Annotated in this window: 3 protein-coding genes; all 3 read left to right on the top strand. The window is 74.1% G+C overall.

Annotation, left to right across the window (positions count from 1 at the left end; translation table 11 throughout):
• Window positions 1-3,688: amino acid adenylation domain-containing protein (locus ABD466_RS37535; protein WP_344662031.1), on the top strand; the 3,688-nt coding region annotated here is incomplete at its 5' end.
• Window positions 3,685-12,201 (top strand): amino acid adenylation domain-containing protein, encoded by an 8,517-nt coding sequence (locus ABD466_RS37530; RefSeq protein ID WP_344662030.1) that lies wholly within the window; start codon window positions 3,685-3,687, stop codon window positions 12,199-12,201. The genes ABD466_RS37535 and ABD466_RS37530, both read left to right, overlap by 4 nt.
• Window positions 12,198-20,504, top strand: a complete 8,307-nt coding sequence (locus ABD466_RS37525) for a non-ribosomal peptide synthetase (RefSeq protein WP_344662029.1) — start codon at window positions 12,198-12,200, stop codon at window positions 20,502-20,504. Before ABD466_RS37530 ends, ABD466_RS37525 begins: the two co-directional genes overlap by 4 nt.
• Window position 20,505 lies beyond the last annotated feature (1 nt).

Raw genomic sequence — 20,505 nt, 5'->3', positions numbered from 1 at the left:
TCAGGCCGTGGTCATCGCTCGTGACGACCGGCTGATCGCTTACTACACGGCTGAGCAGCCTGTCGCGCCGGAGCGATTGCGCGCTCATCTCGCTGAAGCGCTGCCGGAGTACATGATCCCGTCGGCGTTCCTGCATCTGACCGACCTGCCGCTCACCCCCAACGGCAAGCTCGACCGCGCCGCACTTCCCGATCCGGGCGATGCGGCCCGTGCTCACAACGGCGCTTACACCCCGCCCGAGGGTGAGACCGAGCAGGCTCTGGCCGAAATCTGGGCCGAACTGCTGGGAGTGGAGCGCGTCGGCCGCCACGACGACTTCTTCCACCTCGGCGGACACTCCCTGCTCGCCATGCGCCTGGTCTCGCGGATCCGCGACCGCCTCGGCGTCGACGTCGAGCTGCCCGCGGTCTTCGCCGAACCCGTACTCGCCGCCCTCGCGGCCGTCGTCCGCGGTGCCCGGCCCGCGCCGCACGCGCCCCTCGTCCCCGTCGCCCGCACCGGGCCGCTGCCGCTGTCCTCGGCCCAGCAACGTCTGTGGTTCCTCGCCCAGATGGAGGGGGTCAGCCAGGCCTACCACATCCCCGTCGGGCTCCGGCTGACCGGAACGCTGGACCGCACCGCGTTGCGTCGCGCCCTCGACACGATCGTCGCCCGGCACGAGGCGCTGCGCACCACCTTCGTCCGGGTGGACGGCGAACCGGCCCAACGCATCGCGGACCACGGCACGTTCGCCCTCGCCGACCATGACCTGCGCGGCCACGACCACCCCGACGACGCCCTCCGCCACCTGGTCGACCTGGAGGCCACAGCACCCTTCGACCTGGAGCGGGGGCCCTTGGTCCGCGGCCTGCTCGCCCGGGAGGCCGACGACCGGCACGTCCTGCTCGTCACCGCCCACCACATCGTCTTCGACGGCTGGTCCATGGGCGTCTTCCTCAAGGAACTCGGCCTGCTGTACCGGTCGTTCACCGCCCCCGCGACCCACAGCACGCCGAACCCGCTGCCCGCGTTGCCGACATTGCCCGTGCAGTACGCCGACTACGCCGCCTGGCAGCGGGCCCGCGACGCCGGCGGCGACCTCGACCGGCAGGCCGCCTACTGGCAGGACGCCCTGGCCGGCGCGCCCGAGCTGACCGAGCTGCCGTCCGACCGTCCGCGTCCGGCCCACCAGGACTTCGCCGGCGCGAGTGTCGACGTGGAACTCGACGCCGACCTCACCGCCGCACTCCGCGCCTGGGCCGACCGCCACGGCACCACCGTCTACACGGCCCTGCTCGCCGGCTGGGCCGCTCTCGCCGCCCGGCTGTCCGGACAGGCCGAAGCGGTGATCGGCACGCCCAGCGCGAACCGCCGCCACGCCGACGTCGAGGGGCTCATCGGCTTCTTCGTCACCATGCTGCCCGTCCGGCTGTCGACCGCGACCGCGCCGAGCGCCGGCGCATGGCTGCGTCACGTCGCCGAGCAGGTGCTCGCCGCACAGGCGCACCAGGACCTGCCGTTCGAGCGGATCGTCGAACTCTTGCAGCCCGCCCGCAGCCTGGCGCACAGCGCGCTGTTCCAGATCGCGTTCGCCTGGCAGTCCGGCCTCCAGGAGCCGCCGGCGCTGCCCGGCCTCGCCATCGAGCCGATCGAGGCGGGCGAGCACCGTAGTTCGCGGTTCGATCTGACGCTGTCGCTGGGCGAGAGCGGCGGCCGGATCACCGGAGCCGCCGAGTACGCGACCGCGCTGTTCGACCGCGCGACCGTGCTGCGCTACCTCGACCACTGGCGCACGCTGCTGAACGCCCTGGCGACCGCGCCCGACGACCGCGCCCTGGCCGACCTGCCGCTGCTCGACCGAGACGAGCACGACCTGCTGGTCCACGGATGGAACCGGACCGCCGCCGACCTGCGCCGTGAAGTGTGCCTGCACGAGCTGGTCGAGGAACAGGCCGCCCGCACCCCGCGAGCCGTCGCCCTGCTGCACGGTGACCAGCGCGTCGAATACGGCGCGTTGAACGCGGATGCCAACCGCCTCGCGCACCACCTCGCCCGCCTCGGCGTCGCCCGCGGCGACCACGTCGCGGTCGCCGTCGAGCGCGGCGTCCCGATGGTGACCGCCGTCCTGGCGGTGCTCAAGGCCGGGGCCGCATACGTACCGCTGGATCCCGCCCACCCCGCCGAGCGGCTGCGCGACCTGCTCGCCGACTGCGCGCCCGTCGCCGTCCTGACCGAGGGCGCGCCGACATGGGCGCACGACGCGACGTATGTCGACGTATCAGTGCCCGAAGCGTGGAAGGACTGCCCGGCCGGGAATCCCGAGCCCCGGGCGCGCGGCCTGCATCCCGACCACCTCGCGTACGTCATCTACACCTCGGGGTCCACCGGCCGGCCCAAGGGCGTCATGATCAGCCACGCGGCGGCGTGCAACACCCTCCAGGACATCAACTCCCGTTACGCCATGGGCCCGGCGGACGTCGTGCTCGCGGTGTCGTCGCTCTCGTTCGACCTGTCCGTGTACGACATCTTCGGTGTGCTGGCCGCGGGCGGCGCCGTGGTGCTGCCGCCGGCCGGCCGGACGCCCGACCCGCTCCACTGGCAGGAGCTGGTCCGCCGCCATCGCGTGACGATCTGGAACTCGGTGCCCGCGCTGATGCAGCTCTTCACCGACTCGGCGGCGCAGCTCGGCGCCGAGCCGTTCGACTCGCTGCGGCTGGTCATGATGAGCGGCGACTGGATCCCGGTCCGGCTGCCGGAGCGCGTCCACGCGCTGTGTCCCGGCGCCGCGCTGCACAGTCTGGGGGGCGCGACCGAGGCGTCGATCTGGTCGGTGACGTATCCGATCGACCCGGCCGTGCCCTACCAGGGCAGCGTGCCGTACGGCCACGCGCTGGCGAACCAGAGCGTGTACGTCCTGGACCGCCGGCTCAGGCCATGCCCGGTCGGCGTGCGCGGCGACCTCTACATCGGCGGCGCGGGCGTCGCGCTCGGCTACCTCAACCGGCCCCGGCTGACCGCCGCGAGCTTCGTGCCCGACCCGTTCCGCGGCCGTCCCGGCGACCGCATGTACCGGACGGGCGACAACGTGCGGTGGCGTGCCGACGGCGAGTTGGAGTTCCTGGGCCGCGACGACTTCCAGGTGAAGGTGCGCGGTTTCCGGATCGAGCCCGGCGAGATCGAGGCGCGGCTGGCGGAACTCCCGGACGTGCGCGAGGCACTGGTGCTCGCCCGCGAGGACACCCCGGGCGACCAGCGGCTGGTGGCGTACGTGACGCCGGCCGACGACCGGACCCTCACCGCCGACGCTTTGCGCGCGCACCTGAGGACCGTGCTGCCCGAGTACCTGGTCCCGGCCGCGTACGTGGTGCTCGCGGCCCTGCCGCTGACCGCCAACGGCAAGGTCGACCGGCCGGCGCTGCCCGTCCCGGACGCGCGAGCGCACGGCGCGGGGGGCACGGGGGGCCACGAACCGCCCCGGGGCCCCGTCGAGGAGGCGCTCGCCGAGATCTGGCGCGACCTGCTCGGCCTGGACGTGGTCGGCCGGCACGACAACTTCTTCGCCCTCGGCGGCCACTCGCTGCTCGCCGTGACCCTGCTGGAACGCATGCGGCAGCGGGGCCTGCACGCCGACGTCCGGACCCTGTTCAGCACACCGACGCTCTCCGAACTCGCGGAGAGCACCGAGGAGATCCAGGAGATCCGCCTGTGAACGAGCGACGGGGAAATCCGCGGTCCCGGGCCGGCGAAGACGGCGGCGCCCGCGCCGAACTCCTGATGCTGCTGGAGGAACGCGGCGTCGAGCTGGCCGTCGAACAGGACCAGCTGGTGGTGCGCGGGCGCCGGCAGGCCCTCGACGACGATCTGGTCACCCGGCTGCGCGCGCACAAGGACGGCCTGATCGCTCATCTGCGGCGGGCGGCGGAGACGAACGGCACCGCGCCGGCCGGCTTCTTCGAGGACGAGCGGTCGCGGCTGGTGGACCTCACGGACGAGGAGATCGCGGCCGTCGTCGCGACCGTGCCCGGCGGCGCCGCGAACGTGCAGGACGTCTACCCGCTCGCGCCGCTCCAGGAGGGCGTGCTGTTCCACCACCTCTCCGCCCGCGACGGTGACCCGTATCTGCTGTCGACCGCTTGCGCTTTCGACTCGCGGGAGATGCTCGACACCTACCTGCGGGCCCACCAGGAGGTCGTCGACCGGCACGACATACTGCGCACCGGCGTGCTGTGGGAGGGCGTGCCGGAACCACTGCAGGTCGTTTGGCGCCGTGCGGAGCTGCCGGTCGAGGAGATCGTGCTGGACCCGGCCGGCGGTGACGCCCTGGCCCGGCTGTGGGAGCGCGGCGACCCCCGCCGGGCCCGGATCGACATCCGCAGGGCGCCGCTGCTGCGGATCCTGATCGCGCATGACACGGCGAACGCGCGCTGGCTGATGCTGACGCTGCTGCACCACCTCGTCGGCGACCACACCACGTTGCAGGTGATCCAGGAGGAGATCGCCGCCCTGGCCGCCGGTCATCCCGAACAGCTCCGGCCGGTACGGCCCTTCCGCGACTTCATCGCCGAGGTGCGGCGCGGACCGGGGCGCGAGGAGCACGAGAAGTTCTTCACCGACATGCTCGGCGACATCGACGAGCCCACCGCGCCGTACGGGCTGCTTGACACCCGGGGCGAGGGACACGGCGTGGCGGAAGCACGCACGCTGCTCGACCCGGCGCTCTCGGCCCGGCTGCGCGAGCGGGCCCGGCAGCTCGGTGTCAGCACGGCGAGCCTGGTCCACCTGGCCTGGGCACAGGTCCTCGCGCGGCTGACGGGACGGCGCGACGTCGTGTTCGGCACCGTGCTGTTCGGCCGGATGCACGGCGCCACGGGCGTGACGCGGGCCGTGGGCCCGTTCATCAACACCCTGCCGCTGCGGCTGACGGTCGACGGCCGGCCGGTCGAGGAGGCCGTGGTCGCGGCGCACGGCGCGCTGGCCGCACTGCTCGGCCACGAGCACGCCTCGCTCGTGCTCGCGCAGCGCTGTAGCCAGGTGTCCGCGCCCGCACCGCTGTTCACCTCGCTGTTCAACTACCGGCACTCAGGGGACGGCGTCTCCCCCGCCGACGACCGGTCCCCCGGCGGCATCACGCCGCTGCGCGGCGAGGAGCGCACCAACTACCCGCTGACGGTGTCCGTCGACGACATCGGCGACGACATCGTGCTGAGCGTGCAAGCCGTCGAGCCGATCGGGCCCGGGCGCGTCATCGGCTACCTCGCGACGGCTCTGGAGCACCTGGCCGACGCGCTGGAGCACCGGCCGCGGTGCGGGACGGACACCATCGACGTGCTGCCGGCGGCCGAACGCCGGCTTCTGCTCGCCGCCGGCTCCGGTGAGAGCCTCGCAGGCGCGGATTCCGGCGAGCGTCCGGACGCGCGCGACCGCACCGGTTCCGGCGACCGCACGGAAACCGGTCCGTGCCTGACCGACCTGTTCCAGGCCCAGGTCGCCCGCACGCCCGACGCCGTCGCCGTCGTGCACGGTGACCAGAGCCTCACCTACGCCGGACTCGACGCGCACGCCAACCGGCTGGCGCGGCGGCTGCGGGCTCTCGGTGCCGGGCCCGACCGGTTGGTGGCCGTCCGCGCCGCTCGCGGCATCGGCATGGTCACCGGCCTGCTCGCCGTCCTGAAGGCCGGCGCCGCGTACCTGCCGCTGGACCCGGCCCACCCCGCCGCGCGCCTCGACGCGATCCTCGCGGACAGCGGTCCGGTCGCCCTGCTGACCGACGACGACACCGTCCCCGTCGCCTCACCGCTGCCGACCGTCCTGCTGGACGACCCCGCGACCGGCTCCCTTCCGGCCGGGCCGCTGACGCGCGCCGAGACCGGGCTGCGCCCCGATCACCTGGCCTACGTCATCCACACATCGGGATCGACCGGCGCGCCCAAGGGCGTCATGGTCGAACACGCCCAGGTGGTCCGGTTGTTCACCGCCACAGCTGAGCACTTCGGGTTCGACGGGGACGACGTGTGGACGCTGTTCCACAGCATCGCGTTCGACTTCTCGGTGTGGGAGCTGTGGGGAGCGCTGCTGCACGGCGGGCGGCTCGTCGTCGTTCCGCACGAAACGGCCCGCGCGTCGCAGGAGTTCCACGAGCTGGTCTGCCGCGAGGGCGTGACCGTCCTCAACCAGACGCCGGGAGCGTTCCGGCAGTTCGTGGCCGCCCGCGCCGCCGATCCGCGGCCGCACCGGCTGCGGCATGTCGTCTTCGGCGGTGAGGCCCTGGATCCGAGCATTCTGCTGCCGTGGTTCGCCGATCCCGCGAACGCCGGGGTGCGTCTGGCCAACATGTACGGGATCACCGAGACCACCGTGCACGTCACTCATCGGCCGCTTTCCGCCGCCGACGCCGAACGCACCGGCGTGAGCCCGATCGGCCGCCCGCTCGCCGATCTACGGGCGTACGTCCTGGACGACCAGCGCCGGCCTGCTCCGGTCGGCGTCACCGGCGAGCTGTACGTGGGCGGTGCGGGCGTCGCCCGCGGCTATCTGGGCCGCCCCGACCTGACCGCTGAACGCTTCGTCGACGACCCGTACGCGGGCGGCCGGATGTACCGCACAGGCGACCTGGCGTGCTGGACCGCGGACGGCGAGCTCGACTATCTCGGGCGCAACGACTTCCAGGTGAAGATCCGCGGCTTCCGAATCGAACTCGGCGAGATCGAGGCGCGGTTGCGGGCGCTGCCGCGGGTGCGCGAAGCCGTCGTGCTGGCGCGCGAGGACGCCCTGGGCGAGCGCCGCCTGGTCGCCTACTTCGTGGCGGACGACCCCGCCGAACCTCCCTCCGCCGAGCAGCTGCGCCCGGCTCTGGCCGCCGACCTGCCCGCGCACATGCTGCCCGCCGCCTATGTCCGTCTGGACCGGCTGCCGTTGACCGGCAACGGCAAGCTGGACCGTGCGGCCCTGCCCGCCCCCGACGGCCGCGCGTACGTACGCCGCGGCTACGAACCTCCGCTCGGCGAGGCCGAGTCGGCACTCGCCGAGATCTGGTCGGAGCTCCTCGGCGTGGAGCGCGTCGGACGCCACGACGACTTCTTCGACCTCGGCGGCCACTCGCTGCTGGTGGTCGCGTTGCTGGAACGGATGCGGCGCCGCGGCCTGCACGCCGACGTGCGCGCGGTGTTCACCGATCCGACGCTCGCCGCTCTCGCCCGCCGGGTCGACGGCGGGCGGGCGCCGGCCGAGGTGCCGCCCAACCTCATCCCGCCCGGCTGCACCCGGATCACCCCCGACATGCTGCCGCTGGTCGATCTCGGCCAGGCCGAGATCGACCTGATCGCGTCCCACGTCCCCGGCGGCGCGGCCAACATCCAGGACATCTACCCGCTCGCCACCCTCCAGGAGGGCATCCTCTTCCACCACCTCATGGCCCAGCAGGAGGATCCCTTCCTGCTGTACTCCCTGCTGGCGATGGAGAGCCGCGCGCACGTCGACCGGTACGCGGCCGCCCTTCAGGCCGTGGTCGACCGGCACGACCTGCTGCGCACCGGCTTCCTGTGGGAGGGCCTGCCCGCTCCCGTGCAGGTCGTCTTCCGCGAGGCGCCGATCCACGTCGAGGAGGTCCGGCTCGACCCGGCCGCCGGCGACGCCGCCGAGCAGTTGCGGGCGCGCTTCAGCCCCGCGAACAGCCGGCTCGACGTCCGGGTCGCGCCGCTGATGCGGCTGCGCGTCGCCCACGACGCCGCCCGGGACCGCTGGCTGGTCCTGATGACGGCTCACCACCTCGCCGACGACTACACCAGCTACCGGCTGATGCTCGCCGAGATCGGCGCCCATCTCCTGGGGCGCCAGGACGAGTTGCCGCCGCCGGTGCCGTTCCGCACCTTCATCGCCGGCTCCCGTGACGGAGTGAGCGCCGCCGAGCACGAGGAGTTCTTCCGCGGCATGCTCGGCGACGTCACCGAGCCCACGCACCCGTACGGCCTGACCGAGGTGCGGGGCGACGGTGCGAGCACGCGGGCCGTCAACACCCTGGTGGATCCCGGGCTGAGCCGCAGGGTGCGCGAGCGCGCCCGGGCCCTGGGCACCACGCCGGCCAGCCTGTTCCATCTGGCGTACGCCGCCGTGCTCGGCCGGATCACCGGACGCGAGGACGTGGTTTTCGGCACCGTGCTGTTCGGCCGGATGGCCGGCGGCGAGGGCGCGGACCGGGCGATGGGCGTCTTCATCAACACCCTGCCGATCCGGCTGTCGGTGGGCGGCGACGGCGTGGCGGCCGGCGCGCGCCGGACCTACGAGCTGCTGACCGAGCTGCTGCGGCACGAGCACGCGCCGCTCGCGCTCGCCCAGCGGTGCAGTGCCGTGCCGGCCGCTTCGCCGCTGTTCTCGGCGTTGCTCAACTACCGCTACAGCGTGCGGCTCCCGTCGGCGCGGGACTCGGCGACCATCGGCGCCGACGCGGGCATCGAGATGCTGCACGCGCAGGAACGCAGCAACTACCCGCTGATGCTGGCCGTCGACGACGTCGGCGAGGACTTCGAGCTGACCGCGCACGTCGAGCTTCCGCTCGACCCCGAGCGGATCTGCGCTCTGACGCACCAGGCGCTGCTCGTGCTCGTCGAGTCCCTCGAGCAGGATTCCGACCGCCCGCTGCGCGACCTCGACGTGCTGCCCGCCGGCGAGGCCGCGACGCTTGCCCGGTGGGCGGGCCCCGAGGCGCCGTTCCCGGACCGGGCGTGCGTCCACGAGCTGTTCGAGGAACAGGTTCGGCGCACGCCGGCGCGCCCGGCCGTCGTGACGCCGGACGGGCAGCTGTCCTACGGCGAACTCAACGTGCTCGCCAACCGGCTGGCACACCATCTGCGCGGCCTCGGCGTGCGAGCGGACGACCGCGTCGCAGTGTGCTGTGACCGTGGCACGCGGCAGGTCACGGCGCTGCTGGCGGTGTTGAAGGCCGGTGCGGCGTACGTACCACTGGATCCGGGCCACCCCGCCGCGCGGCTGGCGGACCTGCTGGCCGACAGCGCACCCGTCGTCGTGCTCGCGGGGCCGGACCAGTTGCCCGGCCTGCGCGCGGTGACGGCCGAACGCGGGATCGGCTCACGGCTGATCGACCTGTCGGACGGGCGGGGATGGTCCTCGGAGCCGGCGGACGACCTGCGGACGGAGGTGCGACCCGAGCATCTGGCGTACGTGATCTACACGTCCGGTTCGACCGGCGAGCCCAAGGGCGTCGCGGGTGAGCACCGTGCGCTGGTCAACCGGCTGCACTGGGCCGCGACCGAGGTGCCCGTCGCGGCGGGTGAGGCGCACGCGCAGAAGACTTCTATCGGGTTCGTGGACGCGATCACCGAGACTCTCACGCCGCTGGTGTCCGGCGCCGTCCTGCACACCGTGCCACCGGAGGACGCCGGGGACGCCGTACGGCTCGCCGCGTTCCTGCGCGAGCACGCCGTCGCGCGCGTCACCGTGGTGCCGTCGCTTCTCAAGGCCCTGCTGGCGGTGGAGGACGGGCCGCTGCCGGGCGTCGTCGTGTGCAGCGGCGAGGAGCTGCCCGCGCCGCTGGCCGCCCAGGCCCTCGCGAGCAGCCCGGGCACGGTCCTGCTCAATCTGTACGGCTCGTCGGAGGTGGCGGGCGACGTCACCGCCCACCGGATCACCGCCGGCGAGACCGGCGAGCGGGTGCCGATCGGGCGGCCGATCGCCAACACCCGGGTCCGGCTGCTCGATCCGTACGGCCGGCTCACACCGATCGGCGCCCCCGGCGAGATCCACGTGGGCGGCGAGGCCCCCGCCCGCGGCTACCTGGGCCGGCCCGAGCTGACCGGTGAACGCTTCCTGCCCGACCCGTGGACAGGCGGCCGGATGTACCGGACAGGGGACATCGGGTGCTGGCGCGAGGACGGCACCCTGGAATACCTCGGCCGCGAGGACTTCCAAGTGAAGATCCGCGGGTTCCGCGTCGAACTCGGCGAGATCGAGGCACGGTTGCGCGCGCTTCCCGGCGTGCGCGATGCCGTCGTGCTCGCCCGCGAGGACGTTCCGGGTGACCGGCGCCTCGTCGCGTACTGGGTGCCCGCGGAGCCGACAGCCGGGTCGCGCTCCTCGCCGGGGGACGGCTCGAAGGCGGGGCCGGAGCCGGTGTCCGTCGAGGAGCTGCGCGACCGGCTCGCCGCGCAGTTGCCCGCGCACATGGTCCCGGCCGCATATGTGCTCATGGACCGGCTGCCGTTGACGCCGAGCGGCAAGCTCGACCGCTCGGCGCTCGCCGAACCGGACGGCCGGTCCCATGCCTCGGCACCCGCCTACGCCGAGCCGGCCGGCGCGGTCGAGCGGGCCATCGCCGACGTCTGGGCGCGGACGCTCCGGCTCGAACGCGTCGGCCGCGAGGACCGGTTCCTCGACCTCGGGGGGCACTCCCTGCTCGCGGTGGAGGTCGTGACCGGGTTGCGGAGGACGGGAGTCGAGGCGGCTGTGGCCGACTTGTTCGGCAATGTCAGCGTGCGCCGCCTCGCCGAACTCGCCGCCGATCGCAACCCGCACGTCGCCGAACGCGACGCCGTGCCGATCCGGCCCGGCGGCGACGAACGGCCGCTGTTCCTGGTGCACGACGGCGTCGCGAGTCTGCTGTACGCGCACACCCTCGCCGAGTACGTCGACCCGCGGATCCCGGTCCACGGCCTGCCGCCGGTCCCGCTGGGCGACCCCGACCTCACCACCGTCGAGGGCATGGCCGCGCGGATGGTCCCCATGATCCGCGCCGTGCAGCCAGACGGCCCTTACCGCATCGCCGGATACTGCACCGGCGGCGCCATCGCGTACGAGATCGCCGTCCAATTGATCGGCGAGGATCAGGACGTGGAGTTCGTCGGGCTGCTCAACACCACGTATCACCGGCCGGAGGTGTCGCCGCCCAGCGAGGTGCCGGATGTCCGCGAGGCGCTGCTCGGCTGGCTGCCCGCGACGCCCGAGCAGGTGACGGAACTCGCCGCGACCGTCGCCGGGCGGCCGCTCGCGGACGTGGTCGAGGCCGTCGAGCGGGCGGGCCTGATGCCGGCGCCGCTCGTCGGGCTCGGCCCCGAGGAGATCGGGCAGGCCGTCCGCCGCCGCCACCTGGTGGCCGAGGCGGCCCTGCGGTACTTCCCCGCGCCGCTGCCGGTCCCCGTGCACTACTTCAGCGCCGTCGAGCACGATCCCGGCCATCCGTACGGGAGGTGGGACGAGGCGCTGCCCGCGGTCGGATGGCGGCGCGTCCCGGTTCCGGGCACCCACGAGTCGATGATGCGGCTTCCCGGCGTCCGCGAGACGGGCGCCCGGCTCAGCGCGGCCATCGCCGAAGGCGGCGCGGCGCCGCGGGCCCGGGCCCTGCCGCCGCTCGTCCACCCGCTCCAGTCCGGGCGCCGCGGCGTACCGCCCCTGATATGCCTGCCCGGCGCCGGCGACACGGTCGTCAGCCTGCGTGAGCTGGCCGGCGCGCTCGGCCCGGCGGTTCCGGTGTACGGCCTGCAGCCGCGCGGCGTGGACGGCGCGGGACTGCCGCACGCCACAGTCGAGGCTGCCGTGGCCGCGTACCTCCCCGAGGTGGAGCGCCTGATCGGGCAGGGCCCGGTGCACCTGCTCGGACACTCCTTCGGCGGCTGGACGGCGTACGAACTCGCCTGTCGGTTGAAGGACCGCGGCTGTCCGGTCGCTTCGCTGACCCTTGTGGACTCCGACGTCCCGGCGGCCGCGCCCCATGTCGCCGAGGTCGGCGAGTGCGAGGCGTTGGTCGAACTCGCCGCACTGTTCGAGGAGCGCGCCGGCCGGCCGCTGGGCATCACCCCGGCCGTGTTGGAACCGCTCGGCGAGCGCGACCGCCGGGCACTGCTGCACGCGGCTCTGCGCGACGCCGGCGTCCTGCCCGCACAGGCCGGCCCGGACGTCCTCGCCGGCCCGATCCGCACCTTCACCCGCAACCTGCGCACCGCGTACGCGCCGCGGCCCGCCACGCCCGCCGAGCCGACGCTCCTGGTCACGGTCGACGACCCGCGCCTGGACGCGACCGCGAACGCCGTCCGCCGCCACGAAACCGTCCGCGGCTGGCGGCACTTCAGCCCCGCCCTCCAAACCTGGCACGGCCCGGGCACGCATCTGACGATCCTGGAAAGTCCACATGTCAGGGCGTTGGCCGAACAGCTCCGGCAGCGCTGCCTGCAGAAGGACCCGAACCGAGACCACTTCGCCCGAGGGGACCGCTCGTGACCGCACTCGACCTGCACCGGCTCGTCACGCGGATCGCCGCACGGGCCCCCGGGCTCCCGGCCGTGGAGGAGGCGGGAACGGTCACCACGTACGGCGCGCTGGAGGCGCGGGCGGTGGCGTACGCCGGTGCGTTGCGGCGCGCGGGCGCCCGCCCGGGCGATCTCGTCGCGATCGTGCTGCCGCGCTCGGCGGAACTGGTCGCCGCGGTGCTGGGGACGCTTCAGGCCGGTTGTGTGTTCCTCCCGCTCGAACCCTCGCAACCGACGGCGCGGCTGTCCGCGATCCTCGCCGACGCGACGCCTGCGGCGTGTGTCCACGAGGCGGGGTTCACGGCGGACGTACCGTCCGGCACCTGTCCGGTCCCGGCCGCGGCGGTCACCGCGGACGCGGTCGTGAGCGCCGACGAACGGCCGGATGAGGCGAGTGCTCTCGCATACTGCATCTTCACGTCCGGTTCGACCGGCGGTCCGAAGGGAGCGCTGCTCACGCACGCCGGGCTGCGCACCGTCATCGACGCGCAGCGCGAGATCATCGGTCCCACCGAGGGCGATCGTGTCGCGCAGTTCGCGTCGCCGGGCTTCGACGCGTTCGTCTTCGAGACGGTGCTGGCCCTGGCCAACGGCGCCACGCTGGTCGTCGTCCCCGACGCGGCCCGTGAGGATCCCGCGGAGCTGCTGGCGTTCCTCGAACGCGCGCGCGTCACCGTCGCCGTCCTGCCCTCGATCCTGACCGGGGCGCTGAGCCGCCTGCCCGCCGGGGCGCCGGCGTTGCGCACCGTGGTGTCCGCCGGCGACGTCCTGCCGCCGGCCGCGGTCCGGGACTGGCCGCACGCGGCACAGCTGTTCAACGCGTACGGCCCGACCGAGGCGACCATCTGGTCCACCGTGCACCGCTGTTCGCCGGGCGACGCCGGGGACGCCGTCCCGATCGGGGTGCCGATTCCAGGGGTCACGGTACGGGTCTGCGACGAGGCCGGCGCGGACGTGCCGCACGGGGCTGTCGGGGAGATACGGATCGGCGGACCGGTGGTCGCCGCCGGCTACCTCAACCGGCCCGAGCTGACGGCCGAACGTTTCCCGGCCGATCCGCACGGCGCGTGCGGCGAACGGGTCTACCGCACAGGGGACTTGGCTCGCGTCCGCGAGGACGGCGCCCTGGAGTTCCTCGGACGCGGTGATCATCAGGTCAAGGTGCGCGGCTTCCGGATCGAGCTCGGCGAGATCGAGGCGGCGTTGCGCGCCGACGCGCGGGTGACGGACGCGGTGGTGCTGGCGCTCGGAGAGGGCGACGAGCGCGCGCTGGTGGGGTTCGCGACCGCGCGGGGCCCCGTAGACGAGGGCGACTTGCACGACATGCTCGCCGCGCGGCTCCCCGGCCACATGCTCCCGGCCCGGCTGCACATCCTCGACGCCCTCCCGGTCACCCCGAGCGGCAAGCCTGACCGCGCCGCGCTGGCCGCTCACGACGCGGCGCAGGCGGACGCGGGCGAGGCGCCCGCGAATCCCGCACAGGCGGCGGTCGCCCGCATCTGGTGCGAGATCCTCAAGGTCTCCTTCTGCCCGGTCGACGCCGCCTTCCTCGCCTGCGGCGGCCATTCCCTGGCCGCCGTCCAGGTCGCCAACCGCCTCACCGAGGATCTGCTTCTGGCCGTCACCCCGGTAGACCTCCTCCAGGGCATGACCATCGCCGCCCTGGCGGAACGGCTGCAGTGGTCACCCGGCACTGAAGGCCCACACCCCGCGGAGGCCGACGACGGCCGTCCTGCGGACGCTCCGCAGACGGCGGAAGTGGCGGAACCCGCGGCGCTGGGGCAGGTGCAGGTCGCGTTCGCGAACGCGGTGGCGGGGACCACGGCCGCGTATGTGTCGCGGGCGCGCGTGGAACTGCTGGGAGCGCTGGATGTCGAGGCGCTGCGGGCGGCGCTGGAGGAGACGGTGCGGCGGCACGAAGCGCTGCGGACGCGATTCGAGCTGCGCGACGGGGAGTTGTGGCAGGTCGTCGCACCGCGGGCGGACACGGCGTTCCAGGTGGTCGACGCGCGGCCGGGCACCGGGCAGCAGGAGGAACTGCTCGCGGCGATGGCCGCCGAGGTGCTGGACCCGTCCCGGCTGCCGCTCGTCGCCTGGGCCCTCCTGCGCTTTGCGCCCGACCGGCACGTGCTGCTCCACGTCGAGCACCACTACATCCACGACGGCTGGTCGTTCCGCCTGTTCCTCGGCGAGCTCGCAGAGCTCTACTCCGCATCGGTCCGCGGCCGCCCGGCCGACCTGCCGGAACCGGTCCAGTTCCGCACTTTCGCCCGGCACCAGCACGACTGGCTGCGCGGCCCCGAAGCCGCCGAACTGGCCGCGTACTGGCGGAAGGTGCTGCACGAGGCCCCCACCACCCTGCGCCTGCCCGCGCTCGAACCCGGACATCCGGGCGGCCCGCGGTGCGCTGTGCGGCGCCACCACCTCGACCCGCGGCTGGTCGACGCCGTCGAAACGGCCGCGGCCCGGCTCGGCCTGACCTCGTTCCAGGTGATGTTCGGCACCTTCGCACTGCTGATGACCCGCCACACCGGGAGCCACGACTTCGTCCTCGGCACGACCGTCGCCAACCGGACGCGCTCGGAGTGGGAAGGCGTCCTCGGCATGGTCGTCAACCTGGTGCCCGTCCGCGTCACGGTTCCGTCGCAGGCCACCGCCGGCACGGTCCTCACGGCGGTCCGCGACAGCCTGCTGGCCGCGCTGCGCGGCAGCGAGCTGCCGTTCGCGCGGGTCGCCGCGGTCGCGCCGCCCAGTCCGCCGGACGAGCCGCACCCCCTCGTGCAAGTGGTCTTCAGCATCCACTCCGCGCTCAGCGCCGACGTCGACTTCTTCGGGCTGCGCGCCGAGATCGAGGAGTCGCTGCCCAACGAGGCCGCGAAGTTCCCGCTCAACGTCACGGTGATCCAGGCGGGCGGAACCGACCTGCTGGTCGAGCACGACACCGCGCGCTTCGCGGCGGACGGCGTCGAGCGCCTGGTCGGCGAGTACCTCGACCTGCTGGCGGCCGTCGCCGCGGGCCCGCCGGACGGCCCTGCGGAAGCTCTCGGCAGGCGAGCGCCGGCCGAACACCCTGCGCTACGACAGCCGACGGAACGGGAGCCGCGTCCTCTGATCCCGCCCGCCCCGCCGAATCCGCCCTCGCCCTCGCCGCTCCTGCCGCCGCCGGGCTACGAAACGGCGACGTGGCGCGGTGGTGTGGCCGCCCGCTTCGCGCGCCTGGCCGCCGAGCAGCCCGGCCGGATAGCGGTCGTCGCGGGCCCGCACCGCTGGACGTACGGCGACCTCGACCGTCGCCGCGTCACGCTCGCCCGGCACCTGGCCCGGCTCGGCGTGGCCCCGGGTGACCGCGTCGCCCTGCTGCTCCAGCGGGGCCCGGACGCGCTCGCGGCGATGCTGGCGACGATGTCCGCGGGCGCGGTGTACGTTCCGCTGGACCCGGCCCAGCCGGCGGCGCGGATCGCGCTGCTGGTCGCGCTCGCCGACCCGCGGGCCGTCCTCGTCGATCCGGGGTCCGCCGACGGGTGGCGCGCGCACGGACTGGCCGTCACCGAGCTCACCCACGGCTTCGCAGAGCCCGCAGACGCGGCGGACCCGGCGGACCCGGCGGACCCGGCCGAAACGAGGCCGGCGGCGCTCACCCCGGCATCTCCGGCGTACTGCTGCTTCACCTCCGGCTCCACCGGCGAGCCCAAGGGAGTCCTCGTGCCGCACGGCGCGCTCGAGAACGTCCTGGACTTCTTCCAGGCCCAGGCACCCGACCGCTTCGAGCGGTTTCTCGCGGTGACGACCACGACCTTCGACATCGCCAACCTCGAACTGCTGCTGCCGCTGTGCCACGGCGGCCGGGTGGTCCTCGCCGACGACGACGCGCGCCGCGACGGTGTCGCGTTGCTCGACGTGGCCCGGCGGGAAGCCGTCACGGTGATCCAGGCGACGCCGTCGACATGGCGTCTGATCACCGCGGCCGAGTCGTGGCCGGCCTGGTCCGACCGCTCGCTGCTCGCGATCAGCGGCGGCGAGGCGCTCCCGGTGGAGCTGTCCGCCGAACTCCGCACGCGCCTGGACGTCGTGTGGAACGTGTACGGCCCGACCGAGACGACCATCTGGTCCACCTGGCACCGCTGCGACGGAGATCGGGCCGAGGGCCCGTACGGCCCGTACGGCCCGTACGAGCCGATCGGCCGGCCGATCGGCGCCACCACCGGATACGTGCTCGACGAGCGGGGGGATCCGGTCGTGCCCGGACAGGCCGGTGAACTCTTCATCGGCGGCGCGGGAGTCGCGCTGGGCTATCTCGGCCGCCCCGACCTCACCGCCGAACGGTTCGTCACCGACGTCCCGGGCGGGGAGGGCCGGCCGGTGTACCGGACGGGTGATCTCGTGCGGCGGCTCCCCGGCGGCGCGCTGGAGTTCCTCGGCCGTCTGGACGACCAGACCAAGGTGAACGGCTTCCGCGTCGAACCCGGCGAGATCGAGGCGGCCCTGCGGAAGGCGGGCGCGCGCGACGCGGTCGTGCTGGCCCGCACCTCCCCCTCCGGCCAGGTTCGGCTGATCGCCTTCGTCCTCGACGCCGGTGAGGGCGGCGCCGCGCACGAGAGCGAACTGCGCGGGCACCTCGCCGCCCTGCTCCCGGCGTACCTGATGCCCGCGGCCCTGCGCTTCGTCCCGGCGTTCCCGCTGACGCCGAACGGCAAGGTCGATCGGCGGGCCCTGCTGAGCGCCGAATCCGCCGTGACGGCGGACGACCGCGCGGCCGAGCTCTGGTGGCCCGGCGACGCACGCCTCCGAGACCGGCTGATCGCGATAGTGCGGCGCATCGAGCCGGAGTGCGCTTGCCTGCCGTACGCCACCTACGCCGAGACGGGTCTGCACTCGCTCGCGCTGATGCGGCTCACGGCGCTGGCCGGACGGGAGTTCGGCGTATCGCTGACCCTCCTGGAGGTGCGCGACGCCCGCACTCTCGCGGCACTGTGCTCGCTCATAGCGGCCCGGACCGGCGGCACGCCGGAACCCGAGGAGCCGGCGGCCCCGCCGGCCCTTGACTCGGCGCCGCTGTCCCCTGCTCAGCGGCGCATGTGGGCGCTCGCGCAGATGCCGGGCATGAGCGCCGCCTACCACCTGCCGCTCGGCTTCCGCCTGACCGGTGCGCTGGATCGCGCGGCGTTGCGCGCCGCTCTGGACCGCCTCGCCGACCGCCACGACGTGTTGCGCGCGCGCATCGCCGACCACGGCGACGGCCCGGCGCTGCGCATCGAGGGCGGCGGCAGCGGCTTTCCTCTGGCGGAGTACGACCTGCGCGGTCGCGAGGGCGCGCCCGCCGAACGGGATCGGCTGCTGGAGGAAGCGGCGTCGCAGCCCTTTGACCTCGCCGGCGGCCCGCTGGTCCGGGGCTGCCTGATCATGGCGGAGGACGAGGAGGAAGCCGGCGGCCGGCCCACGTACGACCTGCTCCTGGTGCTCCACCACATCATCGCCGACGGCTGGTCCCTCGACGTGCTGTGCCGCGACCTCGGCCGGCTGTACGCGGCGTTCCGTGACGGCGCACCGGACCCGCTGGAGCCGCTGCCGATCCGGTACGCCGACTACGCCGCTCAGGAGAGCCGGGCGACGCCGGGGCTCACCCGGGCGACGGACTACTGGCGTACCGAACTGGCCGGAGCGCCCGCGGTGTGCGACCTGCCCGCCGACCGGCCCCGGCCGGCGGTTCCGGACGGGGAAGGCGGCCTGGTCCACCGCGCGCTGGACGCCGAGACCAGCGCCGCGATCAGGGAGCTGGCGGGCCGGTACGGGGCGACCGTCTTCGAGACGCTGCTGGCGAGCTGGGCGGCCGTCGTCGGCCGGCTCAGCGGCCAGGACGACGTGGTGATCGGGATCCCGGCGGCGGGTCGCGACCGCGAGGAACTCGCCGACCTGGTCGGCCTGTTCGTCAACACCCTGCCGATCAGGCTGGACTCCTCCGGCGCGCCGACCGTCGCCCAGTGGCTGCACCGGGTCGCGACGCGGGCCCGCCACGCGCAGGACCATGCCGAGCTGCCGTTCGAGCAGATCGTGGAGGCCGCGGGGGTACGCCGATCGCCGGCCCGGCTTCCGCTGTGCCAGGTGTTCTTCGCCTGGCAGGAGTCCGGCACCGCCCGGCTCGGTCTGCCCGGCGTGGCCGTCGGGCCGCTGCCCCGTCCGGAGCACCGCACCGCCAAGTTCGATCTCGCCCTGATGGTCGCCGACGTCGGCGGGCGCATCGAGGCCGACCTCGAGTACGCCTCGGCGCTGTTCGAGCGCGAGACGGCCGAGCGGTACCTGGACCACTGGCGGACGCTGGTGGCGGCGATGGCCGCCGATCCCGACCGGCCGCTGGAGCGGCTGCCGTTGCTCGGTCCCGAGGAACGCGCCGAGGTGCTGCGCGCCGGCGGCGGAACGGTTGTCGTCTATCCCGACGACCGTGGCGTGCACGAACTCTTCCGCGACCGGGTCGCGACGGCCCCGCACGCGCTCGCCGTGGTGCACGGCGACCGCGGCGTCACCTACGCCGAACTGGACGCGCTGGCAGGCGGGCTGGCGGTGCGTTTGCGCGATGCCGGGGTGCGTCCGGGCGATCGGGTCGCCGTCGTGCTGGAGCGCTCGGCCGAACTGGTGGCCGCCGAGCTCGCCGCGCTGTACTGCGGAGCGAGCTACGTACCGCTGGACCCGGACTTCCCGCCGGCCCGGCAGGAGATGCTCCTGCGGGACAGCCAGGCACGTGCTGTCGTCGTGACCGCCGGCACCGACGTGCCGACCCCTGCCGGGGTGCCCAGGGTCGAGCCCGGCACGCCGGCGGAGGTCGTGGCAGCGGACGTCGCCGGAACCGTGCCGGGGTCGGCCGCGTACGTGATGTACACCTCGGGGTCGACCGGCGAACCCAAGGGCGTCGTGGTCGGCCACCGCGGCATCAGGCGGCTCGTCGAGCGCAACGGCTACGCGGACTTCCGGCCCGGCGACCGCACGGCCTGCATCGCGAACCCGGCGTTCGACGCGAGCACCATGGAGGTGTGGGGGCCGCTGGTCACCGGCGGCACGATCGTCGTGGTGGACCGCGAGGACCTGCTGGACCCCGTGCGGTTCGCCCGGGTCCTGCGGGACCGGCGGATCGCCACGATGTTCCTGACCGCCGGCCTGTTCCACCGCTATGCCGAGCCGGTCGGCGAGGCACTGGCCGGGCTGCGTCACCTGCTGATCGGCGGCGACGTGGTCGACCCGCACGTCCTGCGCCGGTTCCTGGCCGCCGGTCACCGGCCCGGCCATGTGCTGAACGCCTACGGCCCCACCGAGACCACGACGTTCGCCCTCACCCACGAGGTCACCGACCTGCCCGCCGACGCCGTGCGCGTCCCGATCGGCCGGCCCATCGCCAACACCCGCGCGTACGTGCTGGACCGCCACCGACAGCCGCAACCGATCGGCGTCGTCGGCGAGCTGTACATCGGCGGCGACGGCGTCGCGCTCGGCTACCTGGGCCGCCCCGACTTGACCGAGGAACGCTTCCCGCCCGATCCGTTCGCCCCCGGCGACGCGACGTCCCCGGGCGGGAGCGGGCCCGGCGGCGGGGCCCGGATGTACCAGACCGGGGACCTGGCACGCCGGCTCCCGGACGGGACCGTGGAGTTCGTCGGGCGCGTCGACACGCAGGTGAAGATCCGCGGCTTCCGCGTCGAGCCCGGTGAGGTCGAGACCTGGCTCGCCCGCCATCCGGCGGTGCGCGAAGCCGCCGTGGTGGCACGGCGGGACGAGGCCGGCGAGGCCCGGCTCGCCGCGTACTACACGGTGGCGGGCGAGGAACCGGCCGTCGCCGGGCTGCGGTCGTGGCTCGCCGCGCGGGTGCCCGCTCCCATGGTCCCGGACGCCTGGATACGGCTCGCCGCGCTGCCCATGACCCCGACCGGGAAACTCGACCGCCGCGCGCTGCCGGACCCGTCGACCGCCGTGGCCGCCGGGGCGGTCCACGAGCCGCCGGCCGGCCCGACCGAGGAGGCGCTGGCGGCGATCTGGGCCGAGGTCCTCGGCCGGCCCCGGATCGGCCGCACCGATCACTTCTTCGACCTCGGCGGCCACTCGCTGACGGGGATCCAGCTGATCAGCCGGGTCCGCGGCACGTTCGACGTCGAGATCTCCATCCTCGACGTCTTCCAGCACCCGGTCCTGGCCGATCTCGCCGCCCGGATCGTCGACATCCAGCTCGCCGCGTACGACCCGGCCGAGCTGGCGGCGCTCTTGGCGGGCGCCGCACAACAGGAACGCAGGTGAC

The sequence above is a fragment of the Catenulispora subtropica genome (assembly GCF_039531675.1).
Taxonomy (GTDB): domain Bacteria; phylum Actinomycetota; class Actinomycetes; order Streptomycetales; family Catenulisporaceae; genus Catenulispora; species Catenulispora subtropica.
The sequence above is the reverse complement of the archived record's forward strand: the minus strand, read 5'-3'. Positions and strand labels throughout refer to the sequence as shown.